The 26,398-nt window shown below is 44.5% G+C and carries 29 protein-coding genes and 1 pseudogene; 22 read left to right on the top strand and 8 right to left on the bottom strand.

Annotated features, from left to right (window positions below; translation table 11 throughout):
* Positions 1 to 2: 2 nt before the first annotated feature.
* Together DXA55_RS09205 and DXA55_RS09210 are read right to left on the bottom strand one after the other, a co-directional pair.
* Positions 3 to 1,493 carry an AAA family ATPase gene (locus tag DXA55_RS09205; protein WP_055228411.1) on the bottom strand — a complete coding sequence of 497 codons (1,491 nt, stop codon included), beginning with the start codon at positions 1,491 to 1,493 and terminating at the stop codon, positions 3 to 5.
* A 302-nt stretch (positions 1,494 to 1,795) separates the two neighbouring features.
* Positions 1,796 to 2,722, bottom strand: a complete 927-nt coding sequence (locus DXA55_RS09210; RefSeq protein WP_117813863.1) for a DMT family transporter — start codon at positions 2,720 to 2,722, stop codon at positions 1,796 to 1,798.
* Positions 2,723 to 2,868: 146 nt separating this feature from the next.
* Between DXA55_RS09210 and DXA55_RS17075 the strand changes: the two genes are divergently transcribed.
* From DXA55_RS17075 to DXA55_RS19285, 13 genes and pseudogenes are all read left to right on the top strand, one after another.
* On the top strand, positions 2,869 to 3,024 hold the full coding sequence (locus tag DXA55_RS17075; protein WP_158565065.1) for a hypothetical protein: 156 nt from the start codon (positions 2,869 to 2,871) through the stop codon (positions 3,022 to 3,024).
* A 13-nt stretch (positions 3,025 to 3,037) separates the two neighbouring features.
* Positions 3,038 to 3,367 (top strand): hypothetical protein, encoded by a 330-nt coding sequence (locus DXA55_RS09215; protein ID WP_117813865.1) that lies wholly within the window; start codon positions 3,038 to 3,040, stop codon positions 3,365 to 3,367.
* Positions 3,368 to 3,411: 44 nt separating this feature from the next.
* Positions 3,412 to 4,965, top strand: a complete 1,554-nt coding sequence (locus tag DXA55_RS09220; protein WP_158565066.1) for an ABC transporter substrate-binding protein — start codon at positions 3,412 to 3,414, stop codon at positions 4,963 to 4,965.
* A gap of 99 nt (positions 4,966 to 5,064) precedes the next feature.
* Positions 5,065 to 6,069, top strand: coding sequence for an ABC transporter permease (locus tag DXA55_RS09225; protein ID WP_022462698.1), 1,005 nt, complete (start codon positions 5,065 to 5,067; stop codon positions 6,067 to 6,069).
* Positions 6,070 to 6,084: 15 nt separating this feature from the next.
* Complete coding sequence (locus DXA55_RS09230; protein ID WP_199605771.1) at positions 6,085 to 7,260, top strand: ABC transporter permease; 1,176 nt, start codon at positions 6,085 to 6,087, stop codon at positions 7,258 to 7,260.
* A gap of 87 nt (positions 7,261 to 7,347) precedes the next feature.
* Positions 7,348 to 8,355 carry an ABC transporter ATP-binding protein gene (locus DXA55_RS09235; RefSeq protein WP_022462700.1) on the top strand — a complete coding sequence of 336 codons (1,008 nt, stop codon included), beginning with the start codon at positions 7,348 to 7,350 and terminating at the stop codon, positions 8,353 to 8,355.
* The gene (locus DXA55_RS09240) at positions 8,348 to 9,166 is read left to right on the top strand and encodes an ABC transporter ATP-binding protein (RefSeq protein WP_022462701.1); all 819 of its coding nucleotides are present in this window, start codon (positions 8,348 to 8,350) and stop codon (positions 9,164 to 9,166) included. The genes DXA55_RS09235 and DXA55_RS09240 overlap by 8 nt, the downstream gene beginning before the upstream one ends.
* A gap of 198 nt (positions 9,167 to 9,364) precedes the next feature.
* Positions 9,365 to 10,945 carry a sensor histidine kinase gene (locus DXA55_RS09245; RefSeq protein WP_117813869.1) on the top strand — a complete coding sequence of 527 codons (1,581 nt, stop codon included), beginning with the start codon at positions 9,365 to 9,367 and terminating at the stop codon, positions 10,943 to 10,945.
* A 255-nt stretch (positions 10,946 to 11,200) separates the two neighbouring features.
* Positions 11,201 to 12,649: a response regulator gene (locus DXA55_RS09255; RefSeq protein WP_022462703.1), complete on the top strand. Its 1,449-nt coding sequence runs from the start codon at positions 11,201 to 11,203 to the stop codon at positions 12,647 to 12,649.
* Positions 12,642 to 14,399: an ABC transporter ATP-binding protein gene (locus DXA55_RS09260; protein ID WP_117813873.1), complete on the top strand. Its 1,758-nt coding sequence runs from the start codon at positions 12,642 to 12,644 to the stop codon at positions 14,397 to 14,399. The genes DXA55_RS09255 and DXA55_RS09260 overlap by 8 nt, the downstream gene beginning before the upstream one ends.
* Positions 14,400 to 14,514: 115 nt before the next feature.
* Positions 14,515 to 14,784, top strand: a complete 270-nt coding sequence (locus DXA55_RS09265) for a spore coat associated protein CotJA (RefSeq protein WP_242998449.1) — start codon at positions 14,515 to 14,517, stop codon at positions 14,782 to 14,784.
* Positions 14,785 to 14,889: 105 nt separating this feature from the next.
* Positions 14,890 to 15,060: a spore coat protein CotJB gene (locus DXA55_RS18715; protein WP_330415203.1), complete on the top strand. Its 171-nt coding sequence runs from the start codon at positions 14,890 to 14,892 to the stop codon at positions 15,058 to 15,060.
* A 3-nt stretch (positions 15,061 to 15,063) separates the two neighbouring features.
* A pseudogene (locus DXA55_RS19285) lies at positions 15,064 to 15,162 on the top strand (manganese catalase family protein); the annotation flags it as partial.
* A 63-nt stretch (positions 15,163 to 15,225) separates the two neighbouring features.
* Here DXA55_RS19285 and DXA55_RS09280 read toward each other — a convergent pair.
* Positions 15,226 to 16,656 (bottom strand): recombinase family protein, encoded by a 1,431-nt coding sequence (locus tag DXA55_RS09280; RefSeq protein ID WP_117813877.1) that lies wholly within the window; start codon positions 16,654 to 16,656, stop codon positions 15,226 to 15,228.
* 181 nt (positions 16,657 to 16,837) lie between these two features.
* On the bottom strand, positions 16,838 to 18,292 hold the full coding sequence (locus DXA55_RS17305; RefSeq protein ID WP_199605773.1) for a GIY-YIG nuclease family protein: 1,455 nt from the start codon (positions 18,290 to 18,292) through the stop codon (positions 16,838 to 16,840).
* A gap of 638 nt (positions 18,293 to 18,930) precedes the next feature.
* On the opposite strand from DXA55_RS17305, the gene DXA55_RS16970 reads away from it, so the two are divergent.
* A complete protein-coding gene (locus DXA55_RS16970; protein WP_147342007.1) occupies positions 18,931 to 19,116 on the top strand; it encodes a hypothetical protein in 186 nt (61 codons plus the stop codon).
* Positions 19,117 to 19,126: 10 nt separating this feature from the next.
* Here the strand turns inward: DXA55_RS16970 and DXA55_RS09295 are convergent, their stop codons facing one another.
* Genes DXA55_RS09295 through DXA55_RS09305 form a run of 3 tightly spaced genes read right to left on the bottom strand, consistent with a single transcriptional unit; the run spans position 19,127 to position 20,498 of the window.
* Positions 19,127 to 19,573, bottom strand: coding sequence for a hypothetical protein (locus tag DXA55_RS09295; protein ID WP_117813880.1), 447 nt, complete (start codon positions 19,571 to 19,573; stop codon positions 19,127 to 19,129).
* Between the two features lie 15 nt (positions 19,574 to 19,588).
* Positions 19,589 to 20,047, bottom strand: a complete 459-nt coding sequence (locus DXA55_RS09300; RefSeq protein ID WP_117813882.1) for a hypothetical protein — start codon at positions 20,045 to 20,047, stop codon at positions 19,589 to 19,591.
* A gap of 4 nt (positions 20,048 to 20,051) precedes the next feature.
* On the bottom strand, positions 20,052 to 20,498 hold the full coding sequence (locus DXA55_RS09305; protein ID WP_117813884.1) for a helix-turn-helix domain-containing protein: 447 nt from the start codon (positions 20,496 to 20,498) through the stop codon (positions 20,052 to 20,054).
* Positions 20,499 to 20,672: 174 nt separating this feature from the next.
* Here DXA55_RS09305 and DXA55_RS09310 point away from each other — a divergent pair, with 174 nt between their 5' ends.
* Positions 20,673 to 20,888: a DUF739 family protein gene (locus DXA55_RS09310; protein WP_117813886.1), complete on the top strand. Its 216-nt coding sequence runs from the start codon at positions 20,673 to 20,675 to the stop codon at positions 20,886 to 20,888.
* A 185-nt stretch (positions 20,889 to 21,073) separates the two neighbouring features.
* Here the strand turns inward: DXA55_RS09310 and DXA55_RS09315 are convergent, their stop codons facing one another.
* Positions 21,074 to 21,619, bottom strand: coding sequence for a hypothetical protein (locus DXA55_RS09315; protein ID WP_117813888.1), 546 nt, complete (start codon positions 21,617 to 21,619; stop codon positions 21,074 to 21,076).
* Positions 21,620 to 21,808: 189 nt separating this feature from the next.
* Between DXA55_RS09315 and DXA55_RS17080 the strand changes: the two genes are divergently transcribed.
* The 7 genes from DXA55_RS17080 (at position 21,809) to DXA55_RS09335 (ending at position 26,394) form a co-directional block, all read left to right on the top strand.
* Positions 21,809 to 21,958: a hypothetical protein gene (locus DXA55_RS17080; protein ID WP_158565067.1), complete on the top strand. Its 150-nt coding sequence runs from the start codon at positions 21,809 to 21,811 to the stop codon at positions 21,956 to 21,958.
* A gap of 103 nt (positions 21,959 to 22,061) precedes the next feature.
* Positions 22,062 to 22,199 (top strand): hypothetical protein, encoded by a 138-nt coding sequence (locus DXA55_RS17085; RefSeq protein ID WP_158565068.1) that lies wholly within the window; start codon positions 22,062 to 22,064, stop codon positions 22,197 to 22,199.
* Between the two features lie 11 nt (positions 22,200 to 22,210).
* The gene (locus DXA55_RS17090; protein ID WP_158565069.1) at positions 22,211 to 22,384 is read left to right on the top strand and encodes a hypothetical protein; all 174 of its coding nucleotides are present in this window, start codon (positions 22,211 to 22,213) and stop codon (positions 22,382 to 22,384) included.
* Positions 22,385 to 22,576: 192 nt separating this feature from the next.
* Positions 22,577 to 23,404, top strand: a complete 828-nt coding sequence (locus DXA55_RS09320; RefSeq protein ID WP_199605775.1) for a rolling circle replication-associated protein — start codon at positions 22,577 to 22,579, stop codon at positions 23,402 to 23,404.
* Positions 23,343 to 23,765, top strand: coding sequence for an RNase H family protein (locus tag DXA55_RS09325; RefSeq protein ID WP_117813890.1), 423 nt, complete (start codon positions 23,343 to 23,345; stop codon positions 23,763 to 23,765). The genes DXA55_RS09320 and DXA55_RS09325 overlap by 62 nt, the downstream gene beginning before the upstream one ends.
* Position 23,766: 1 nt before the next feature.
* The gene (locus DXA55_RS09330) at positions 23,767 to 24,252 is read left to right on the top strand and encodes a hypothetical protein (RefSeq protein ID WP_117813892.1); all 486 of its coding nucleotides are present in this window, start codon (positions 23,767 to 23,769) and stop codon (positions 24,250 to 24,252) included.
* A 9-nt stretch (positions 24,253 to 24,261) separates the two neighbouring features.
* The gene (locus tag DXA55_RS09335) at positions 24,262 to 26,394 is read left to right on the top strand and encodes a PcfJ domain-containing protein (RefSeq protein ID WP_117813894.1); all 2,133 of its coding nucleotides are present in this window, start codon (positions 24,262 to 24,264) and stop codon (positions 26,392 to 26,394) included.
* The last annotated feature ends 4 nt before the right edge of the window (positions 26,395 to 26,398 follow it).

A 26,398-nucleotide genomic window follows, 5' to 3' on the forward strand; every position in this document is an offset into this window, starting at 1 on the left:
GATCAGCAGGACAAGAGCAGTTCACGTACCATTTCTGCATCAAAGGTAACAGAGGAAACATGGTTGACTTCTATCTGATATAACGCATTTGCTGCGATATGCTCAGCAGCCTGCTCAAGATCACGAATACCGCTTGTGTTTTCGTGGCAGGAGATTACGGCATCGAGTCCTTCCGGCGTCAGAATGCATTCTTTTTCTTTCATACCGATACGTTTTAACACCTTTGGAAGTGCATAGCGGGAGAAAATGATTTTCTTTTCTTCCGGTGTGTAATCCGGAATTTCAATCACAGCGAAGCGGGACATCAGCGGAGCACTGATCTGGTCCTTGTCGTTTGCGGTTGCAATCGGGTATACACCGACGGTCGGGATCATACATTCGATATAGTTATCGGTAAAACCAAGATTATCAAGAAGGGTCAGCAGAACATCTGCCGGGTTTCCGTTTCCTTTGCCGGAGGCAGCCTTGTCGAGCTCATTGATGATAAAGACGAGATTGGATTCACCAGCCATGGAAAAAGCATCCATGATGATTCCCGGTTTTGCGTTTGCATAGATTCGGGAACTTCCAGTCAGCTGTTCCGGGTCATTAATCGAACTCATATCGAGTGTTGTCCACGGTAGTTTTAAGATACGCGCAACGGCATAAGCAATCTGCGATTTTCCGGTTCCGGCAGGACCGATCAGTAACAGACCATAGGCCGGCAGCGTATGAGTCCGGTTAATCTGAATGATGGTTTCGATAATTCTCTGCTTCACGCGTTCCATGCCATACAGTTCTTCATCGAGGATCCGGCGTGCTTCCACTGGATCAATGGCTTCAAAATAGTTGCTTTTCCATTGAATATTCATCATCATGGAGAGGGCGCGCTGTGCGTGACGACGTTCTTCGGGAGAGACTTCGTGGGAACGGGCAACAGCGAGGTTTCGACGAGCCCAAAGGCGGATATTGTCCGGCAGCGTTCTTCCGGCACAGTTCATAAAATCAGTGATGGATTGGATGCTGGTGAGTTTCATGCTGTCACCGGTTTCCTCCTGATCCTCATCCTCAACTTCTTCTTCCGGTGCATTGCTGGCGAGGAGACGCTCAATCATAAACTGTAAAAATCCATCCTCAGCCGAAAGCTTTGCGCCGCCACCGAAAGCGATCTCGCGGATTTTGTAAACTGCATAACCGTCGGATGTTTGTGTGCCGGAAAGGCGGACGTTGATATGGTTTTCACCGAGCCATTTTAAAAGGCTGACAAAACGGGCATCAATCTGGAGAATATCGGCGATGAAGGTTTCTTCTTCATTTTTAAATTCAAACGAGGTCCGTTTGGATGGGTTTGTGAAAATACCACAGGGATGATGCGGGAAAGCCTTCTCTTTTGTATCCAGAATTAGGATCGGCTGATCCGGAGAAGTAAACGGTGCGTTTGTGCGGAAAACAGTATACGTACATTCGGAAACTTTTGCTTTTTCCGGGGAATTGCTGAAATCAAAAACGGGCATGACAGAACCTCCTAATAAAATAAGTGCTTATTGGTACAATAAAAACAGTGTAGCACGAATTAAAAAATCCTGCAATCAATATGCAGGATTTTGTATTTTTATGCTATGAAAATATTGGGCAAGTGGATATTCGAAATGGAAGCAGGGGACTTACTAGATTCGGTTAAATTTTCGGAAGGCATAAAAAAGCCCTCCGGGCAGGATCACACTGCGGCGGAGGGAAATTATGTCATCAAAGCAAGCTGTCGTAAGAAAGAAGCTCGCAAAACAGGAATCTTTCTTACACTGAAACAGGAATGGCATCAGGAAACAGCGTTGGTTTTGGAAAATCCCGGAAGCTGTACCAGCACGATCGCTGCAAACATCAGAATACAGCCGGAGAGCTCGCGACCGGAGAGAGCCTGATGCAGGAGAATCCAACCGGCAAGAACAGAAAAAACGGATTCCAGGCTCATCAGCAGAGAAGCCATGGTGGGATTTAATCCTTTCTGCCCGATAATCTGCAGGGTATAGCCGACACCAGAAGAGAGAATTCCGGCATAGAGAATCGGTATCCAGGCGTGCAGAAGGTTGGAAACGTTTACGGTTTCAAAGAGGGCCATACAGACAGCTGACAGGATCGAACAGGTAAAAAACTGAATGCAGGACATTTTGATGCCGTCGACAAGCGGAGAAAAATGATCAATAACCAGAATATGTATGGTAAATCCGAGCGCACAGGCAAGCACAAGAAGATCGCCCTTCTGCAAAGAGAAGGATCCGTCTGTCATGCAGAGCAGATAGAGACCGACAACGGCAATGAGAACTGCGAGCCAGACCTTCGGTTGTACTCGTTTTCGGAGGAACAGGCCGCAGACCGGAACAAGGACGATGTAAAGTGCGGTGATAAAACCGGCCTTTCCGACGGTTGTGTACTGGATGCCGATCTGCTGCAGGGTTGAGGCGGCAAACAGTGCGACGCCGCAGAGAATACCGCCCGCCCAGAGCGTTTTTGGCTGTGTGCCATTTTCTGACGAAGCATCTGGCGGTAGGGTTCGCTTTTTACGCGAGGCGAAAAAGACAATCAGCGGAAGAAGCGTAAGTCCGCCGAGCAGGTTTCGTGCCGCGTTGAACGTAAAAGGTCCGACATAATCCATACCGGTCTGCTGTGCGACAAAGGCAGAACCCCAGATCACAGCGGTCAGAAGCAGAAGCGCTGACTGTCGGTACTTATGAGAAACAGTATTCATAATAGAAAAAACCTCCTGAAATTGATACGATATTCATCATAGCACAAACAGATGGAAAAAGCGAACGGAAAAATGTCGGAAAAGACGGAAAAATGGTACAAATAATCATAATGACGAAATAGTGCAGATGTTGCGAAAATGAATATGTGAAAAGTGATCAGAACAAAGAAAATTATAAAGGAAAAAATAAGCAACTCAACCAACGCAAAACAAAAAAAGAACACCAAAAACAAAAAATAGACACTGTTTTTCTAACAGCCTTTGTGTATAATGAACTCATCAAGCAAGAACGAAAACCTTAAGGAGGTAAAAAGTATGAAAAAGCGTAACATGAAAGTCCTTGCACTGTTAATGACAGTGACAATGGCAGGAACGATGCTTGCTGGATGTGGAGACAGCGGAAGTACAAGCACCGGTTCATCCGGAGGAACAACAGCATCCTCCAGCGGAACAGCAGATGCATCAAGCGATGCCACAGCAGCATCTTCCAGCACAGCAGATGCTTCCAGCGAAGATACCACAGGTTCAGATGATGTGGTAGGAGAGCTCCAAGAAATGAAACTCTTTACTTCGCAGGACAGCAGTGGGGTACCGTCAACGATTACAACCCAATGTCCGCAAACTCAAACAATGCAATGGTTATAGCACAGGGCGATGCTTCACGTGTACTTGTTTATGAAACTCTTTATATGTGGAATCCGCTGGATGCAAAAATGTATCCGTTGCTTGCAGATGGAGATCCGGTTTGGAACGATGCCCGTACCGAAATTACCGTTAAGATCAAAGCTGACGCAAAATGGAATGACGGCACACCGGTTACTGCAAAAGATGTAGCAGCTACCTATCATGCACATGTAGATTACAATTCTTCTACCGGCGCTGAAATGAAGAGCTACATTGCAGATGTTGTTGCACAGGATGACAGTACCGTAGTCTTCAAACTGACAACCGATGACTCCGGCGAAGCAGTTAACCCGGTTCTTGCGGAAAGATATCTGCCGATGCTCTACATCATGCAGGAAAATTATTTAAAGACCGTAGCTGACAGAAACAACAACGATGCTGAAGCAATTAAAATGGATAAGATGGACGATCTGGTAACTTCCGGACCGTACAAAAAATACTTTGACAATGACCAGAACGTAGTTCTGATCCGCGATGATAATTATTGGGGACAGGCAGATTCCATGTGGGGTAAGCTTCCAGTTCCGAAATATATTTCTCACCCGATCTTTAAAGATAACGCAGCAGCTACCACCGCATTCCAGAATGGTGATATTGATGTGGCACAGATATTCATCACAGACCTTCAGAAATTGTGGTTAGAGCAGGATCTTCCGATTTCTACCTATGTTGATGAAGCACCGTATCAGCTGTGTATGACAATGCCTACCCTGTTCTTTAATACAGAAGTAGAAGGACTGGATCAGGTAGCTGTTCGTAAGGCAATCGCTATGGCAGTTGACTACGATCAGGTTATTTCTTCAGCAATGTCCGGACAGTCTCCTACCTTCGCAGATGTTCCGCGTTCTGTCATGAACCCGACCGATAGTGAGCAGGCTATGGTGGATCAGGATGCCTTAAAAGAGTATCAGTGGTCCAATGCCGATGTAGAAGGTGCTAAGAAGCTTCTGGACGATGCCGGAATCGTAGACACCGACGGAGACGGAATCCGTGAGTACAACGGAAAGAACCTTTCCTATAAGGCTGAGTGCCCGACAGGATGGTCTGACTGGAATGCAACCCTTGAAATCGTAGCAGCAGCAGGAAAGAATATTGGTATCAACATTGAGACCTACTTCCCGGAAGCAGCAAACTACAGCACGGATTACAGTACCGGAAACTTCGAAATCACCATGCAGTCCGGCCCTGGTACATCGGTTGCCAACCCGTACATGAGATGCCGTTTCTTCATGAGCTCTGATTACAACGATCTTGAGGTTAACTTCAGTGGTAACTTCGGTCATTATCAGAACGACCGTGTAGATGAAATCCTTGCAGCAATTCCTCATGAGACCGATGATGCAAAACTGAAAGATTACTATACAGAACTTTCCAAGATTATGCTGGAAGATTGCCCGTGTGTACCGCTGATGTACAGACCGCAGGTATTCCACGAAGTAAACGAGTCCGTATGGACCAACTATCCGCAGAAAGACGATGGAACCAATGTTCCTCCGATGGACTGCACCGATGGTTATGGCGTAGCAGCACTGTACAATCTGGAACTGATTGACGGCTGATTTGCCAAACAGAAAGAAAGCACACACTGAATTGTAACAGAGGCGGCCGGAGCCGGGGTGCTCCGGCCGCTTTTACAAAATCAGAAGGAGGGTTCCTCTATGAAAGGAATGAAAAAGTATTATACGCAGAAGATCATGTGGTATCTTTTGACGTTAGTCTTTGCAGTGCTGCTGAACTTCATTCTTCCGCGTCTGATGCCGGGCGATCCGGTTTCAACTATTGCGTCCAAATCGGTAGAAGGTATGACCGATGCGACTGCAATTCAGAAAGTATATGAAGACTATGCAGCGAAATTTGGTATTAACAAACCAATGTATGTCCAGTTTTTTACCTGGGTAAAAAATGCACTTCGCGGTGATTTCGGCATTTCTTTCAGCCAGTATCCGCGTACCGTATCCGATATTATTTCCAGTTCGGTTCTGTGGACCATATGTTTACAGCTTCCGGCCATTATTGTTGGATGGATTCTTGGTAACCTGCTTGGTGCAATTGCAGCTTACATGAAAGGTGTTTTCGACAAGGCAATCCTTCCGGCATTCCTGTTTATCAGTAACGTACCTGCCTTTGGTATGGCAACCGTACTTTTATTTGTTTTCTCACTGAAATTACATATTGCACCTGCAGCAGGCGGCTATGCGAGCAGTATGATTCCGCATATGAGCCTTGCTTTTATGAAATCTGTGCTTTCACATTACCAGTTGCCGTTCTGGTCTATCGTAATCATCACGATCGGCGGCCAGGCTATTGGTATGCGTTCAATGTCAATTTATGAATTGAATGCCGACTATGTAAAATACAGTCGTTTCCTTGGAATCAAGGATCATACGATTGTGAAATATGTGTTCCGTAACGCAATGCTTCCGCAGATCACCGGTCTTGCAATGTCCCTTGGTACCATGATAGGCGGTAACCTGGTAGCTGAGATGGTATTCAGTTATCCGGGACTTGGAACAACGATGCTCTCAGCAGTTACCGGCCAGGATTATCCGCTGCTTTCTGCCTGTACGTTAATCATTACTATCATGGTTCTGCTGGCCAACCTGCTTGTTGAACTTCTGTATGCAGTCATTGACCCACGTGTCAAAGCATCCCAGCAGGATTAGAAAGGAGAATACGCTATGAAAAATACAATCAAACAGATTTTTCATTCAGGAAAATTCGTGACAGGATTTGTAATCTTCTTGGCAATTCTCCTGACTATTATCATCTATCCGCTTGTTGTGGCAAAAGATCCGCTGGCAATGATCGGAAACGGAAACTTTTTCAAACCGGGTACCTATCTTTCGATTCAGGACACCGTAAATTCCGGCAAAACGTATAAGATGAATGTTGATGCAACCGCATCCATCGTTGAAAGCAAACTGACAATGGACAACCGTTCTATGATGGCAGAATGGCTGGAAAAATACGGCGGTGTAGATGCCAGTGAAATCGATGTTACCGATGCAGAAGGTCTGATTGCTCTCTGGGAGGAAAAATATGACCCAAATGCAGAACAGAAAGGCCTTATCGCAGCAAAAAAGAAAAAATATCAGCGTCTTGACAAAGAGATCGATGGTATTTTAGAAGATGTTCCAACTATTATTGCCGAGAAAAATGAAGAGACCGGTGAGCTGGAAGAGGTTCAGAGCATCGACAGCAAGCAGTACATCAATGAAAAAGATGTCATTAACCGTCAGAACTTTGTTCTTGGTACAGATAACTTTGGTCGTGATGTTTTGACTGAGCTGATCTCTGCAACAGGTTCATCCCTGAAAATTGGTCTGGTTGCGGGAATCATTGCAACCGTGATCGGACTGTTCCTCGGACTTCTTGCAGGTTACCTTGGAGGTTTTGTGGACAACCTGATTCTGTTCTTTACCAACTTGTTCACTGTTATCCCATCCTTCGTTCTCTTGATCCTCATCTCCTACAGCGTAGGTGAGTCTCAGAGGGGAATCATGATGGTGGCACTCCTGATCGGAATTACCGCATGGCCGTGGACAACACGTTCCGTACGTTCCCAGGTTATTTCTCTTCGAAACCGTGACCATGTAAACCTTTCCAAACTGTCCGGCCACAGCATGCTGCGGATTGTCCTTACCGACATCCTTCCGTACGTTGCATCCTACGTTGTTATGGCCTTCATTCTCCAGATTTCCTCCGGAATTCTGGCAGAGGCACAGCTTTCTATGATCGGACTTGGACCGGCAACCACAAAGACTGCAACACTTGGTCTTATGATGCAATGGGCAACCCAGTACAATGCACACTTAAACGTGCATGGTGGGCATATTTCCCGGTCATTCTTGTAATCGCACTTATTTCATTCTCTCTTAACCTGATGAACACCGGTCTTGACCAGGTATTCAACCCGCAGTTAAGAGACTAAGGAGGCAGCTATGGGAAAAGTAATGCTGGAAGTAAACAATCTGAAAACGAAATATGTAACTCGTTTTCATGAAGATGTATACGCCGTAGACGGAGTCTCCCTGAAGATTGAGGAGGGAAAATCCCTCGGTGTAGCAGGTGAGTCCGGCTGTGGTAAATCGACGCTGGCACTGTCCCTGATGGGCTATTATTTCGCACCGCTTCACTACATCAGCGGCGATATTATCGTAGATGGAAGAAAAATTTCCGGAATGAAACCAGACGATGTCCGGAAAAATATTCTGGGCAATGAGATCGCCTACATTCCGCAGGCAGCAATGAATGCTCTGAACCCGACACAGAAAATCATCCGATTTGTAGAAGACGTTATTCATGCGCATGATCCGAAAATGCCGAGAAAGGATATTTATGATCTGGCAAAAGAACGTTTTCAGATCTTAGGCCTGCCGGAGGAGGTACTGCAGAAGCATGCGGTTGAGCTTTCCGGAGGTATGAAACAGAGAACCGTTATCGCAATTTCGACCATTCTTTCTCCGAAGGTACTGATCGCCGATGAGCCATCGTCCGCGCTGGATGTAACTTCCCAGAAAATGGTTATTAAAATGATGCGTGATCTGATGGAAAAAGGATTTATCAAATCCATGATCTTCATCACACACGAGCTGCCGCTTCTTTACAACGTAACCGATGATATTATGGTTATGTATGCTGGACAGATTGTAGAAAAAGGTACCGCAAAAGAAATGGTATTCGATCCGTTGCATCCATATTCCAAAGGTCTGATGGGATCGATCATCGTTCCGGAGGAAGGTGTAAGAGAACAGAAGCTGACTGCAATTCCGGGAACTCCGCCAAACCTGAAGCATCCGCCGGAGGGCTGCCGTTTCGCAGACCGCTGTCCTTATGCACAGCCAACCTGCCGCGGTATGAAACCAGAGGTCATCGAACTGCCGAACGGAAGAGAGTACCGCTGCCTGATGTCTGAGAGAAAGGTTCGGGAGGTGTATGCAAATGCGTGATGGTAAAGAATTAAAACCATGCCTCTCCGGAAGAGGCGTAACGAAAGTGTTTGGCTTTGGCGATGCAAAAACGGTCGCTGTAGACCATGTTGATTTCGATTTTCATGAAGGTGAATTTGTTTCTATCGTAGGAGAATCCGGATCCGGAAAAACAACCCTTTCGAAGATGTTGCTCGGGCTGATCAGCGTAACGGAAGGTGAAATTGATTTCCAGGGTAAACCAAGAGACATCTCGAACGGAAAGAAGAAAAAAGAGTACTGGAAGGGAATTCAGGCGATTTTCCAGGATCCGTTTGCTTCCTACAATATGTTTAAACGTGTAGATTCTGTTCTGCTGGATTGCATTAATATGCGCGGTGACAAGAATCTGCCGAAAGAAGAAAAAGAACGTCTGATGACAGAGGCCTGCAGCTTTGTAAACTTAAAATACGCAGAACTGACAAACAAATATCCATTTGAGCTGTCAGGAGGCCAGATGCAGCGACTGATGATTGCACGTATTTTCCTTCTGAAACCAAAGATTCTGCTTGCCGATGAGCCGACGTCTATGATTGATGCCTGCTCACGTGCAACGATCCTGGATATGCTGCTGAAGTTGCGTGATGAGATTAATATGACGATTATCTTCATCACCCACGATATTGGTCTTGCTTACTATGTATCCGATAATGTTTATATTATGGAGCATGGAAAATTTGTAGAGTCCGGTCCGGCAGAAGAAGTAATTCTTCACCCGACAGCAGCGTATACCAAACGTCTGATCAGCGATGTTCCAAAGATTTATGAACCGTGGGATCTGACAACAGTATAACAATGGTACGAAAGCTGTTTCCCCGGAATCATGCTTTGCGTCATATATGAGTCTTGCGAAAAGAGAGACGGTGCACGGAAAAAAAGTGTACCGTCTTCTCTTTTTGTCAATAATTTTTCTGAAAAAATTGCTTTTTAAAGAAAAAACTGGTAAAATTAGTAAGGTTACAGAACCGAAAAGAAAACTGGGGGATGAAAAATGCGAAACTGGTTTCGCGGACTGAAACTGAACCAAAAATTTACCGCAACAACGTTGATCTTTATTTTTATTCCGCTTTTTGGCATGATGTGCTTTGGGTTTAGGAGTATCAAAAAGAATGCCATAGATCATGGGGTAAATGAAGCAGTAACGGCAATAGATCTTACCTGTGCGGAGGTGAATGCAAAAGCGAATGCCTGCTCAATGGTTGTAGATACGCTGCAGGAGTATGAACCGTTGGAAAAATATCTTCTTCATCTCAGGAGGGGAGAGGAGATCTCGGAGAGCTATTATCAGCAATTTCGAAACAACAGCATCAGCATAATCGATAAAATGCAGGAGGCAATGCCAGATCTGTACCAGATCCATATTTTTGCCATGGCAGATGGTTTTCTGGAGCAGCAGCCGATCCTGTACCAGAAGGAAAAGATGAAAAACTGCGCCTGGTACCGAAGCTATCAGGGCGGAGGACAGTGGTTTTTTGACATACAGGAAAAAAATATTATCTCCGGTACAAAAAAAGAAAGTTCCCATTTGATGACTTATGTACGGGAGCTGCGGGATCAAAGCGGAGGAAGGCTTGGCGTGATCGAGGTATCCATGCGTATGGCAGACATATTTCCTGAAATCTATCGATCCGGTGACAGCAGCTGGGCCTGTTTTGTTGATGAAAATTGGAATTTATATGACTGCGGGAAGACAGCGGCGGCCTGCAAATGGCAGTCCTATCGGGGGCTGATTCTGTTCCGGGCAGGAATCCGTGACAAAAAAGAGAGTCAGCAGAGCGCCGTGATTGACCGGAAAAACGTTGCAATTGTGCTTCGGAAAGTCGATAAACTCAATGGAATGTTTGTAACATTGACCAATTTGGATGATGCAACCGGAAACATGATCAAACAGCAGCAGAGAATGCTGCTTGAATTTGCCGGCTTCGGGCTGCTTCTGATTGTGGTGGTCAATCTGATTGTGCGTGGCCTGCTGAAGGAGTTTTATGACGTCCTGTGTGAGATGCGTCAGATTGACAATGGAACAACAAAGATAAAGGTTTGTTACAGCGCAGAAGAGATGCGGGAAATGAGCTATGGTATCAACGGAATGCTGGAGAGAATTCAGAAACAGAACGAGGAAAGCAGCAAAAGGGAGGCAGCGCTGAAAGATACGGCAATCCGGGCAATGCAGAACCAGATTAACGCTCATTTTATTTATAATGTTCTGGAATCCATTAAGATGATGGCTGAGATTGATGAAGAGTATACGATTTCCGATGCGGTAACAGCACTTGGTGAAATGCTGCACTACAATATGCGCTGGAATAAATTTCTGGTAACCGTTCAGGATGAGATGAATTATATTCAGAACTATGTGGAACTGATGAATCTGCGGTATGATTTCACAATTACATTATCTGTTCAGATACCGGAAAATTTGTATCGGCAGGATATCCCCAAGATGTCTCTTCAGCCGATTGTGGAAAATGCAATCACACATGGAATTGAGGAGCTGGATGCAGACGCCGTCATTGAAATCAAAGGAATAGAGCATGAAAAGAGCTTTGAGATTGAAATCACGGATCCGGAATAGGCATGTCAGAAAAGCAGCTTGCAATTCTGAGACGTAAACTAAGAATGCGCCTGAATTCAGATACACAGCCGAAACATGGAATCGGGCTTCGGAATGTACAGGACAGAATCCACATTCAATTTGGAACAGAGTATGGACTGTCAGTTTATACAAAAGAGCATTGCTATACGAAGGTGAGCATTCATCTTCCCATCACGAGGGGGAAATATTCTCCGATGGATCAAGAGGGTGACGAGAAAGAGGAAGAAAAAGAAAATGAATACACTGCTGGTTGTAGAAGATGAAAAATTGATTCGACAGGGAATCGTGGCGATGATCCGGCGAAGCAGCGTGCCGGTGGAGGAGATTCTGGAGTGTCGAAACGGAGAAGAGGCATTGGAGATTTTGAGAAAACAGAGGGTGGACGTCATGTTCACTGATATCCGTATGCCCAAAATGGACGGTCTGACACTGGTCAACAAAATGGAGGAGCTGTCACAGAAACCTGTTGTTATTGTTTTAAGTGGCTATGATGAATTTTCCTATGCGGTTGAAATGATGAAACATGGAGTTCGGGACTATATTTTAAAACCGATCAAGCGGGAGACGATAGAACAGCTTCTGGAAAATCTGGAACGAGAGCTTTCGGAGACCCGGGAAACGGAAGAAGAGGAAGAACGGTGCTTTTTAAATCAGCTCCGTTATCTGATGATGAATGCAGAAATGGCCGAAGAAAAAGAATGGATGGATATGGAAAGCAGGATCCGGCGCCACATCGGAAACGACAGCTTCCGGATCCTGCTGACCAGCAAGGCAAATGGGGAACGGTTTTCGAAATGCAGCGGAATTCTGCTGGAAGGCGTAGAAGGAGGAGTTCTGTATCTTCTGCCGGAACCGGAGGCAGAGCGGATCATGAAAGAAAAAGATGAGAGATTTTGTCTCGGAGTGGGAAAAGAACATCGTTCTGTGATGGAAATTCCAGAGGCATACCAGGAAGCACTGCTGGCCCGGGAAATGGCATTTATACAGAAAAATCCTGTGGAAGAATATCAGAAAAAATGTTTTGAGGAAAAGCCGGAGCTGGCACAGTTTCAGGAAAAATTTATTCTGCAGGTGCCAACGGACCGGGCAGATACTATGCTGCGAAAAATGCGGAACTGGTATTTTGAGGCGGCGCATCAGAGGGTCTCCCCCTATCAGCTTCTGACAGTGACGGAAGCAATCTGCAAAGAACTGGATCTTTTTTACCGCATGCCGGAAAAACAGGAAAAATGTCCGCGTCCTCTGCAGTACCGTGATGCAGATCTGTTTCTGGATGCGTTTGAAGAATGGATACACGTTTACAGGGAAAGCCTGAAAAGTCAGACAGCCGGAAAAGAAAAAATGGAAGAGGCAATTTCATATATTCGGGAAAATTATGCAAAAGATCTGAATATGGCAATGGTATCTAACCATATTTGTATGAATTATTCGCTGTTTTCAGCAGCGTTTAAAGAACATACCGGTGTGAATTTTGTGAACTATCTGAAGGAGATCCGCATTGCGGAGGCAAAGCGTCTGTTGATTCAAACAGAAGATAAAATTACGGAAATTGCCAAACAGGTTGGATTTGAAAATGATAAGCATTTCATGAAATCATTTAAAACGGCATGCGGCGTATCACCGTCTGAGTTCCGAAAAGATTATAAAATGGTTTCCAACGGAAAGGGAGGACAGGATGAGTAAAGAAAAAGAAACCGGAAAAGAGAAGGGAAGAATCCGCCAGCTGGCGCGGTATTACATTCCATATAAGGGATTGTTTTTTAACGACATGTTTTTTGCAATGCTTGGAGCAGCCATTACACTGGTGATTCCGCTGATTGTACGGTATATTACGAGTACGGTTGTGGAAAAGCCGCTGGAGCAGGCAACGGGTGAGATTATCCGCCTCGGTATTCTGATGATTGCTATGGTTCTGGTTGAAATGTACTGTAACTTTTATATTGCCTATTACGGCCATGTGATGGGGGCGCGGATTGAGCATGATATGCGGAACGAGATCTTCGGCCATTATCAGAAGCTTTCGTTTGCTTTTTTCGATAACCAGAAGGTCGGCCATCTGTTGTCACGCATCACAAGCGATCTGTTCGATATCAGTGAGCTTTTACATCATGGGCCGGAGGATATTGTCATTTCGTTTATCAAACTGATTGGCGCGATGATTATTCTGTTTGTGGTAAATCCGATGCTGGCATGTGTGCCGCTTGTGGTTATTGTGGTGATGCTGCTGTTTGCGTTAGTGATGAACAGCCGCATGAAGAGTGCATTCAAGGAAAACCGCCGCAGAATTGCGGATATCAACAGCCAGATTGAGGACAGCCTTTCGGGGATCCGTGTTGTCAAATCGTTTGGAAATGAGACAGAGGAGATGCGTAAGTTCAATGCGGGAAATGACCGTTTTGTCGATTCGAAGAAGGTCAGCTACCGCTATATGGGAATTTACAATTCGGGAATGGGAGCCTTTTCGACGCTGATTACCGTTATTTCGCTGATTGTCGGCGCATTGCTGATGACAGGTGGGAAGCTTGGGGCGGCCGATCTGGTTACCTTTCTTCTGTACATCAACAACTGCACAGATCCGGTGAAAAAGCTGGTGAACTTTACGGAGCAGTTCCAGAATGGTTATTCCGGTTACGAACGTTTCCTGGAAATTATGAGCATCGCACCGGACATCCAGGACAAGCCGGATGCACTGCCACTGAAGAATGTGCAGGGAGAAGTAACCTTTGAAAACGTTTCGTTCCATTATGAGGAGTCGAAGGAGAATGTGTTAAGCAATGTGAATCTGCATGTCCCGGCAGGAGACTATGTGGCGCTGGTGGGCAGCTCCGGCGCCGGAAAGACGACACTCTGTTCTCTGCTTCCGCGTTTTTACGATGTGACAGAAGGAAGGATTCTACTGGATGGAAAGGATATCCGCGATGTGAAATTGAAGGATCTGCGCGATGAAATTGGTATTGTGCAGCAGGATGTGTACCTGTTTGCGGGAACGATCATCGATAATATCCGTTATGGCAGACCAGATGCAACGGATGAGGAGGTCATCCGCGCAGCGAAAGCGGCCAATGCACATGAATTTATCATGGAGCTGGCGGACGGCTACGACACCGATATCGGCCAGCGCGGCGTAAAACTTTCCGGTGGCCAGAAACAACGGCTTTCCATCGCCCGCGTATTCCTCAAAAACCCGCCGATCCTGATTTTCGACGAGGCAACCTCAGCGCTCGACAACGAAAGCGAAAAAGTCGTCCAGAAATCTTTGGAACTTCTGGCGAAAGACAGGACAACCTTCGTGATTGCGCACCGGCTGTCCACAATCCGGAATGCAAAGCGGATTCTGGTGCTGACGGAGAATGGAATTGCGGAGGAAGGCACACATAAGGAACTGCTCGCGAAGGGCGGGATTTATGCGCATTTGTATGAGATGCAGTTTTGATGAAAATTTCATTAGTATGACAGAAAGGCAGCGGAAGAGAAACCGCTGCCTTTTTTGACACTTTCTTATTTTCTTCATACTCTATAAAGAACAGAAAATGAAAGAGGAACATGGTATGGATTCATCCCGTATGAATCGCGGCTGCTGCGGTGCGAACAATATGCAGAACCGCCGCGCCGCTTCAAACAATATGGAACTGAAGATGGAATCAAGGAATTTCCCGCGGAAAATGCAGCATGTAGATCATATGATACCTGCAATGGCGTACGTTCCGATGCAGCGGTTTGAACAGATCTATGATCTTTCCGCTGCATTAAAAAATGGAACCTTATTCCCGGAACTCTGTAAACCATTCTGTGGAAAGGGAGGAGGACAGTGCCTATGATGCCGCAGATGCCATCCCGCGAAAAGCTGCTCGCCTGGATTGATCAGGTCAGCTTTGCTGTTGTTGAAATGAACCTTTACCTCGACACCCACCCGGAGGATGAAGATGCACTTGCCTTTTCCGGGAAAAGTGGAGCTTCGAAAAGAAGCACTGAAACAGTACGCCGAACAGTACGGCCCGCTCACGATCGATACCGCCAACGACCGCATGAGCCGTTCTTTCGAATGGGTTATGCAGCCATGGCCGTGGGAAGTCAACCGGAAAGGAGGGTGCTGACGGATGTGGAATTATGAAAAACGCCTCGAGTATCCTGTAAACATCACGACACCAAACCCCAAAATCGCCCAAATTATCATGAGTCAGTACGGTGGCCCGGAGTTCCGTACCAGATGATACGGAAAAATCCAGTGTTTATGCGGGTTTGCGGACTTTCGAAAAAAATCAGGAGACGAAAAAGTCGAAATACATGGTTCCGGAAGCCTTTTCGTAGACGATACGATCCACGATGGAGCGGAGCAGAAGTCCTTTTTTCTCGGCTGGTTCCTCTGGATTTTTCAGAATATCATTGATGTTTTTTATCTCTTTCCGGAAATCTTCTTTTGAGATTGTTTCCGGCAAGGCGGCGGGCGTAAGAACGCGGTCCAGTTCTTCCTGCAGGCTCTGTCGTTCTTCGGCGAGCCTTTTTTTGTTGGCACCGTATTCCTCCAGCGTATCAATCCCATTTTCATAAGCCATCTTCACGCGGGCTTCGCGGACAGCCAGATGGTCAAGAGCCTGTTGCAGTCGCTGGATGGTTTCATCGTCTTTTTGCTCCTGCTTTCGGTCCCGGACGCTGAAAGAGAAGTCCGCGCCGGCAAGGATATCATCGAAGTAACGGTAGACGGTTCGCTCAGCCTTGGCAACCGTGATTGAGTTGGAACCCTTGTGGAAGCCTTTTGCATATTTCCAGCATTGAAAGTACGGACAAGATGTGCTCCCGGCCGTTACCGTCATCGTAGCGCCGCAAATTGGACACTTTAAGAGACCGGAGAGCCAGTGGCGGCAGGTTGATGGGTTGCGGCTCTTAGGAGAGCGTCTGCGGGCATCCATGCGCTTGATACGATCCTGATAGCGTGCCGGATCCAGCCGCGTCTCGTGTGTGCCATCGAAAGAGATCCCATTCCAGACCACAGTACCAGCGTAGAAAGGATTACGCAGTACACGTTCGATCGAGCGGCGCTCCATGAGATTTCCGCGTCTGGTGCGGTATCCAAGATCATTGCATTTGCGGGCGATCGCCGTCGGATCCAGATGCTCAAGATCATATTGGTCCATGATGTATTTGACAATCTGGTATTCCGCTTCATCGATCACAAACGGTTTGCCGCCGCCTGCCGCCTGGTATCCAAGACATGGCGTTGTTTGGTAGCCGTGCTGCAGGGCCTTTTCCTTCATGCCGCGCAGAACTTCACCGGATAGACGGATCGAGTAGTATTCGTCCATCCACTCGATAATACGCTCGATCAGCGTGCCGAACGGGCCGTCAATCAGCGGCTCGGAGATGCTGATTACATCAATATTATTCTTTTTGAGGAGCGACTTGTAGACAATGGATTCCTCCTGGTTGCGCGCGAAACGGCTGTATTTCCAGACAAGGATCACGTCGATTGGATGGGAGTCCTGCTTTGCAAGGGCGATCATCTCCTGAAACTTCGGCCGCCGGTCCGCATGCCGGCCGGAGACGGATTCCTCAAAGATAAACTCTTTGGCGATGACAATCCCGTTTTTCTTTGCGTAGTCCAGAAGCAGACGCTGTTGCGCATCCGGAGAGAGTTCGGTCTGATCCGCGGTGCTGACGCGGATGTAGAGAGCACCATTTTTAAGTGCTGACATAATATCACCTTCTTTAAGGTTTCAATTTTGAATATAAGAAAAAATGCCAAACAAACGTTCTGCTTGTCTGACGTTTCCGAAGATGATACAATATGTTTTGTTGAGAAACGGTATCATTCTTCGGAATGTTACTGAGCCGTCCTGGTGTTGGCGCACTGGGGCGGTTTTTTAGTTATGTCTATCAATCGTCTTCATCATCGGAATCAGATAAAATGTAATCACTGGAATAATTTTCAGTAGTAGACAACGATTGACGATATTCTTCAGCAGCCATTGTTCGATTGAATTCTGCAGTCGGATCGATGTCGGTCACTATTTTCTCCAGATCATCAATAGAAACATAGAAAAATTCTTTCCTCATGTTTACTTTATTGACTCTCTTATTGTTTAAGACCGTGTGCAAACGATTTTCCAGGCCCACAGCATCATCAGAGAAAATAAAGCTATGTACATCGAATCTAAACGGAACGGAAGCATTTCCGAGTTCGTCGATTCGGTCTTGCGGATTTAATCTTCTTGTCATGCCGATTTTGAAAACATTTTCTCCAAAGGATCCAAGATTGCTGATTACGTATACGTTGCCGGCTTTTCCATTTGCAAGGTTGGAAATTTCTTCTTTCTTTACAATGACCTGAGAAAGCTGAGCCTGCAGTTCGAGAATACGAGAATTCAGCTTTTCGGTTTCAGCTGTACTTGCAGACTCCAACTGATTTTTCAACTTTTCAATTTCTGTAATATATTTTGATTCTTCTTTTTCTACTTTCTTCTTTTCTGCTTCCAGAGCTTTTCTTTCCTGAGCTTCTTGTCGCATCTGTTCACGAATAGCCAGCTGTTCCTGACGGGACTGCTCTTTCTTTACGTAGTAGTTATACTCAATTTTCACAGCGTTGATAAACAAATACTCTATTTCACCGATAAATTTTGTTAAAGTGCCTGCGATGCTCTGGTTTCCTTCACCTGCAATTTTCAGATATTTTGCGCTTACATTTTTTACATCTTCAATGGACTTTTCCAGCTTTTCATATTTAAGGTTATAAAGAATGTTCTGAAGTTCAGCACGTAAAGCGATGACCATAAGGCTGTAAATGGATTTGTTTGCCTTCGTAGTATATCTGGAAGAATATTGAGAAAGCAGTTTGTCTATCTGCTTTTCATTTTCTCGGTAAGCTTTTCTCAGGTCTTTTACATCCATACAGTGAAGCTTTAGGGTAACAGAAGGAGAAATGAGCTCATAATCGTCAAAATCCCTTTGTGAGAGTTTACAACCGCTATAAGGTACGTCGGATTCAAAGAAATTTTGAATAGCATGATCGACGCTGAGATATAATTCTTTTGATCGAGCCAGTTTGCGCTCGATGGTTTTCGCTTGCTTGGTCAGCTTTTCCAATTTTTCGGAAACAGAGGTGATTTCCTCCTGTAATTTACTGATCGTGGTATTATCATCCGCAATTTCTTTGTCCTTTTGTTCAACATAGTGGTCAAGCTCTTCTTTCTCGGAACGAATTTTTTCAGAAGCCTGAATGTATTCAGTAATTCCGAGAGAATCCATTTTGTCTTGCATTTCTTTGATCTGCTGATGTAATTGTTCGTTTTCAGCTTTTATTTTTGATGCTCTGAAGATATCTAAGAATCTCATAAAGATCCCCCTGTAAGTATAAATTTTGAAAAGACTGCAAATACTATCGGCATCATGAAAATATTAATAGCAGATATCATTTACAGTAAAAAATTATCGTATCGCCAAGTGTCGTTGCTGACTGGAATACTGAAGTCTACAATAAACGATTTGTGCAATGGCAAGATGCCACGGCTTGATACCCTTTTTCATAGACATTCTCCTTTTTGAAATGTATTTTGTGCGGGATACAATATCCCATGTATATACGTTTAACAATTCAAAAAATTACGGATTAATTAAAGTTTATATATGGTTTCCCACTTAGCATCTGTGATTTTTTCTACTTTTTTTACAGATAATTTTCCACCTGATTTAGCTAGATGTATCATGAAACCATGTTTTTTTGCCAAAAAATTAAACGAGCTTTGCCGATGCTTCCGTCTTGCATATAATGAATTTCCCCGAAATAATCTTGCGGAGGATTGAGATCTTTATGAGAAGCATATGCGTAATGGAGGGACAAAGGATATTTAGACAATTTACCCGTTTGCGTGTAAGGACATGCTTCATAAAAAGTAAAATCTGTAGAATACAGAAATTTATTCGTATCTATGGATAGACGATTGCTCAAATGAGCTTGTTTAAGAGCAAATGAAATGAGCTTATTTAGTTGTTTAAATTCTTTTTCAATTAGGGCTTTATCAGACGAAGGAACTGTTATAATTCCATGGTTTAAGCTACTCGGTATATTTCTGCCGACAGGCAGTATAACAGGAGAAGAAGCATCAGGAACTCCAGAATACCTTGGTGAAGGATGTCTTTCTTCGATAACGGATGAGTGACGTTGTATTGCTAAATTCCTTTCGGGGTTGGCTTATCTAATTCGTCAAGATAGCCATTTCTTTTTAAAAATGTTTTTTCTGCTACGAAGTCAATTCCATATTCATATTCAAAATATGCAGGTGTTTTTTTATTACTGTATTTTTTTAACCAATATAGCATATAAATATGTCCAGGCAACAAACCATCGGAGTAGCGTTTCATCATTGATTTAGAGACAAGGGATTGCTGAGAAAACGTTTTGGCCTGTTCAAACCAATTAGTATTAAGCTCACGGTCTTTGGAAATAAAAGGCATTTCTGGATAATCCTTGTAATATAGATCATAAATTTTTTGACAATAGTTATCACTGGCTTTTGCTGACTGAGAAAAATTTATTTGCTCTGGGAAAATAGATTTGTTATCAAGTGGTTCAGGGGATAGAGCTTTTTTTATTTTAAAGAGATCGAAAAATCCCATATTATCACCTCAATTTTATAATTTTTTAAAAACAATCAAATTCGGTATGAAATATATAACATAATTATCAATAGATTTGCACATTCCATATTTACTCTGGTAGTAAACCAGACATTCATTCAGATATTTCTCTGTCACATCAAGATATTCGGAGATCTCATACTGATTTTTGCAGCCATGTTCGTATGCTTTAATCAAACCAAACAGGCCAATCTGTTTATCATATCCCCAAGCCCTTGCCCGAAGTTCCTGCTTCCTATTGGAAATGTCGCTTTCATCAAGGATATTCCCATACGTTGTATGATAATGTCCAAGTTCCTCAGCTAGAACGCAGGCCTTTTCAGATTGACTTGATAGCCCTTTATGAATAGCAATTCGATTATTGCAAATACGTCCGCCGTAGCCTGGAATATCTTTTTCTTTTACAATCAAATTCATGGAATCTGATTCCATTAGTAAGTCTTCGTAAGTCAAATAATCACTCCCACTCTTTAGGATCCGTCATAATATCGTCAGCATGCTTTTTCTGCTCTGGAGTAGCACCCTGATTGTGAGCTGCCTGTAGCTCGTATTCCATACGCTGGGTGGAGAGGAGATTTGTGGCGTAAGTTATGACTTTCTTTTTATTGGAAGAGTCAAGTTGTGTGTAGATGTCATTCAGTTGCTTCTGATCGGCGGGAAGAGGAGCAGGGGCGAGAACTGGATCTAGTTGCCGCTCCATCGGGACATCTGCGCCTATGAGCCACGCTTCGTTAACATCTAAAGCCTTTGCTATTAAATAGATATTATTTTGCTTTGGTGTATATCTACCAGAAATATAAGAGCTAAGAGCACCTTTACTTATTCCTGTTTTTTCGACTAGATCAGCTTGCTTAAATCCTCTTAATTCCATTGCAGTCAAAATACGCTGAGAAGTTGTACCCATAATGTATACCTCCTTATAGGTGAATAGTATCATAAATGTTTAGAAAACGCAACATTTTTATTTTAAAAAGTGAAAAAAGGTTTAGAAAACTAAAAAAAACATATTGACAAATCTGAATAATAGGATTATACTGCAAGTAGTTTAGAAAACTAAACAAAGAAAGGAGAAAAAAGAATGGAGTGGAAATATGATAAACTCCGAGGAAAGATCAAAGAAGTGTGTGGAACACAGGATGTATTTGCTGAAAAACTCGGAATAGGACGTGTTTCATTGAGCCAAAGATTAAATAATCAGCTAGAGTTTTCGCAAGATGAGATATTTAAATCATGTGAGGTGCTTGGAATTGATTTTTCGGAAATGCCAGCGTATTTTTTTACTTTAAATGTTTAGAAAACTAAACAATAGTGTAGCTAAATGCAAGTAGGATGCCATGATAACTGAGAGGGGGTGAGATGATGAAGGTGAATTACGGATCATACATAAGAGAACAGGCAATAAAAAATCTGCTATCTTCACAAGCGAAAATAGCAGAGACTGGGAATGCAAGAGGACTTGTTATATTGTCAAAATTCATTTTAAAGATTTCGCACCAGTTTGATAACGAAATCTTGGAGTTGGGGTTTGAAATAAACAACAAGAATTCCGAGTATCCACCAGATGAAGGTAAATAGGACATTGCATATCTTGTAAGCGGTAACTTCAGAGGATATTCCAATATAAGCCAGTAATGATTTTGGTAGGAAAACGATTAAATCAATCCAGTAAAACGGATTAAAACTATCAAGCATATTTTTGCGGAACACGCCTTCTGCCTCTTCGAACATGTTTAATACAGTGACAGAAAATTCGGTTCGTGTGCTCGGAAACATAGAGAAGGTACTTACATTTCCTGAAACAATTTTTCGATTTCCGATATGCTCGGATACAGGGATTTTTATATCTTTGACATGAGCTTTTTCAAACAAGGAAAGTACTTCTTGACGATAGAGATTCATATCGCTGCGTTTATGCTCAAGAAATTCAGAAAAATATGTTTGTAGTTTTTTGATTCTAAAATAATGCATTAAATTTGTAAGAAATTTATATGCAACAACCAAAAGAAATAATGCTAAAAAGCGCATGGTATCGTTTATCCTTTCGCGTTAATGATGTCTTTGAAAAAAGTCCCACAGGAAGGACCAGTTCCCATGGGACGAATACAAAAAACAATTTGCAACTACATAATAGCTCAAAAATGGTTATGAATCAATAGAAAATCATTACGGAGCCGGGTTGCATACGATAAGGAGATAAGGAAGAGGTGATGCCTTATGAAAGAAATCATGGTTGTTACTCGGATCACGATCGGAGGACAGCAGTATACAGCAGAGGAACTCGGAGAAGAGAAAGCAAAAGAGATCGTTCGCCAGCGGATGGAAGCCGCGGTGGAGTCGATGGGGTATGAAAGGACGCAGAAATGAAGAGATCAGATAAAGCGGCGCTGGCGGTCGGCGCGGTTGGTACATGGATCTACATCGGCGGCGTGGACTCGGATTTGTGGGGCCGTGCCGCCTGGGAGCTGGAATGTTCTTAGTGGCGTTGGCGGTCGAAAAAATCGGTGATTACGTTGAAGAGTGCCGCGAGGAGCGGGAAGAACGAGAAGAAGAGCGCCGGGACGCAGTGTTTGTGGCGTGGATCCGGAACGGATCACTGAAAGGATAAGGAAACGTAGAATGAAAAAAGAGAGATTGACGGTAAAGAATCCAGATGGAACATACCGTATCTGGATGGATCGCGCCGGAACATTCCGGCTTGAGGCTCAGATGAATTCTATTTTTGCGTATGGCGATCTGGTCAACAAGCTGGGTCGGTATGAGGACCAGGACGAAGAAAAACATAAAAAATAACTCCTGCCCAAAAGCAGGAGCCCGTAGCCGGATGGCATACTTATTTCGACAAGATAAATATACCACCCGGCTGTAAAAATGTCAAACCGGGAGGGGAAACCCGCCTGTATTTTTAACAAAAAATCGGGATATAAAAGGGCAGAGACAAGCCCTTTTCGGACTCGATAAAGATATTAAAGATAGGACAGACAGATGGGAACAAAGCGGGAAGAATACAGGCTTCGTGGGGGAGACATCCTCGAGATAAGAGAGTTCCACGATGGCCGATATGGAGCGCCGGGACAGCGGCGGGAGAAAAAGAAAAAGCCGACAGAGGAGCAGATGCGGCAGGCAAACGAGAGAGAGAAGATCCGGAGATGCCAGCTGCGGATGATGACGTACTTCCATGAGGGCGACTGTCTTGCAACGCTGACATACCGGCAGGACAAGAGGCCACCCAATATGAAAGAGGCATTGAAAGATTTTCAAAAGACAATCCGAAAAGTGCGGAAGGAATATCAAAAACGGGGATATGAATTGTTCTGGATCCGGAATATTGAGCGGGGAACAAAGGGAGCCTGGCATATCCACATTGTTCTTAACGAGGTTGGGGATACAGCAAGTATTTTACAGCAGGTATGGGGAAAAGGCGGTGTCTGGTCGTGCGAAATCAAAAACAGTCAGTTTTACAGCGAAGATTTTTACCAGATCGCCAGCTATCTGACCAAGAGCGAACACCGGACCGAACATAAATCGAACGGGGACGCTGCGAAGCCGCGGTTAAAAGAAACGAGCTATAACACTTCAAGGAATATGCCGCTGCCGGAGCCGAAAATTCAGAAACTTGTCCGCTGGCAGGAGGAGACAAAGCCCCGCAAAGGGTATTACATAGCAAAGATTTATGAGGGATATAACCCGGTAACCGGATACAAATACAGACAGTATACGATGATCCGTCTGGAGAGGAGGCGAACAGACTATGATGGCGACCGACGTTTACGTCGAGACAAGCATAAACGCACCACAGGAAAAAAAACGTAAGTGGGGTTATGTGCTGGAAGCTCCGGGAGGGAGAACAGTATACCAACTGGGTGAGACGACTGGCACAATGCATGGAATTACGCTGCAGGTTCTGATCAAAGCGCTTCGCCGATATCAAAAGCCGAGCCGGATCACGATTCATGCAGCGGATGAGTGGGTTATGCAGATGCTGCTACATCAGCTCCCGGCGTGGGAGCTGAATGGATTCACCAATGCAAAAGGGGAGCCGATCAAATACCGGGAAGACTGGGAGCAGCTGGCAAAATTAGTCAAAATACATACAATCACGATCGCTCCGGGACGGCACGCGTACAGTGCCTGGCTGCAGAGCGAGATGGAGAAAATGGAAAGAGGGAAATAGGATGTTTGAAAGATTTGGAGAAATGAGTTCTGCAAAAGAAATCAATGAACTGGCGGAGAACCTGTTTAACGAGGGAGACAGAGAAAGCCTGGAAGTGCTGGCAGAAGAAAATGGGATTCCGGCAGATTTTGTAGAGCTGTTCTGCAGCGGAGAGATTCCGGCACTGTGCGATCCTATGACGGCAGCGCTTGGAAAAATCGAGGTGGAAGCAGAAGAGCTAAAGCCGCAGGAGCTGATGGCGGACTGGGTGGAGTACATGAAAGCACAGTGTATGGATAATGAGATGATTGCCTTCCAGGTGCGGAAAAAAGGGAAAAGTTTAAAAGGCTGCATCGGAGCAATATTGCAGTGGTCCTTCAAGCACCAGACGGAAATCGACAAGGAATTGCTGAAAAAGGCTGGAATCACAGCAGGAAGGGTAACACACGGAGAGCCGGGGATGGCGACCGCAAAGAAGATCATCCGGGAATATTACCTGGGAAAGTAGGCGGAGCAGATGAAGAAAAAAGCAATTGAAAAAATCCCGTATATCGGATTGAAAAAAACAAGCAGAAAAAAAGATGTGAAATATGTCGGGGTTGCCGAAACAAAGATCATCGGCGGAGCAGAACATCTGCTTCTAGAGGTGTACAAAAATGAGAAAAATGAAAAAGATATACCGGAAGTACGCATTGCTCTTAATGAGAATGATTTTGGAACGTATTTCCCGAAAACAGGCGAGTGGAACAGAAAAAAGATAATGCCGAATGGCGGCTATTGCCGGACAATCTGGGAAAAAACAGGTGAGGGAAACGGCTGGAGAGAACAGGAAAAAATAAACATTTTGCAGAATGAGAAAGATTTGGGGAAAATTCGGAATTTTTGCAAAAATAAAATTTACAGCGAAAAACACTGGTGGGAATATATCCAAAAATACCAGGACGATATTACGGTGAGAGAGCGAAGAAAAACAGCAGACAGAAAATACCAGAGAAGAGCGGAAGCACTGCAGGATCGGATCAACCATACGAAAGAACTGCCGGAACAAAGAATCCTGGACTGGGCGAACAAGACCTGCTTTGGAAAACTGCATTATTTGTATTACAAAAAACACGGAAGCTGGGTACAGATCGCCTGCAGCAAATGCGGAGGAGTGACAGATGCCAGATGGAAGAGCGGGATTTCCTATGAGAGTCAGTTCCAGAGGATGGTAAAGGAGCCAAAAGAAGGAAAATATGGGAAATGCCCGATGTGTGGAACACTTGGGGAGTATAAATGCCAGGGGAAGGCAAAAGGAACATACAGGAAGCAAGCATTTTATTTTCTGGGACAGAGATATAAAGAAAATGGAATCGTCCTGCGCTACATAGAAGTAGAAAAAAGATGGGAACTGGAGTTGACTGCCGGAGAAAAAGGAACGGAAATGCAAGGCGCATGCGAAGAACTGTCAGGGATAGAAATAGCAAGGGCATATCTGAAACCAGGGGAAAAAGTTCAGATCGACTATCAAAAACACAGCTGGTACGAAGGGAAAGATTACTGGGATGACTGCAATCTTGCAGGACTATCAAACATCGTAATAGGTGAAGGGAAGATCCTGCCAGAAACCTATCGGGAAATGCAGGATACAGCATTCCGGTACAGCGGTCTGGAAGAATATGCCGATAAAGGGGGAAAAGTAAACCCGATTGATTATCTGGAAAGATACCAGCAGATTCCGCAGCTTGAGATACTGTCAAAGATGGGCCTGACAGAAATTGTAAGGAGAATAACCAGAGGGGAATGCGGAGTGATAGAGGATCAGAATGCAAAACGCCTGGATGATTTCCTGGGTATCCAGAGAGAAAGAACGGATCAGCTTATACGGACAGGTGGGAACGGGAAATTGCTGGATGCGATGAAGACGGAAAAAAGACTGGATCAGCATTGGACAGAAAAGCAGGTGGAGCAGATGGCCGAAACGGGGTTGAGAACTGACAGTGCTGGAATTGCCCTCAGATACATGACTGTGCAAAAAATGTTAAACCGAATTGCGAAGTATGCCGGATGCGAATATGGAACAAAGTGCAGCACGGCAATCAACAAGATTCGGAGAACAGCGATTACTTACACAGACTATCTGAGAATGAGGGAAGAAAGGGGCTATGATTTACACAACAGTGTATATCAGCAGCCAAGAGAACTTCAGACCGCCCACGACCAGATGGTTGCGGAAATCAACCAGGAAAAAGTCGAGAAACGACTGAAAGAAGTGAAAGAAAAATATCCGGAGATCAGGGAGCAGTACAGAAAACTGAGAAAAGAATTTTTCTATGAGGATGATACATACCTGATCCGGCCGGCAAGATCCGCAGAAGAAATTGTGACAGAAGGAAGGATCCTGCATCACTGCGTAGGAGGAGATAATTATCTGACGAAACACAATGAAGGGACAAGTTATATCCTGATGCTGCGCTTCCAGGAAGAACCGGAAACGCCGTACATCACAGTAGAAATCAGTGCTGCAGGCAAAAACATCCTGCAGTGGTATGGAGCTTATGACAAAAAGCCAGACGAAAATCACATGAGAGAATGGCTGAAAGAATACCTGCGGAAATTGAAAGATGGAACGCTGGCGGAAACAGAAAAAATCACGATCAAAACAGCATAGGAGG

It is taken from the genome of Blautia sp. OF03-13 (assembly GCF_003460685.1).
GTDB classification, from domain to species: domain Bacteria; phylum Bacillota; class Clostridia; order Lachnospirales; family Lachnospiraceae; genus Fusicatenibacter; species Fusicatenibacter saccharivorans.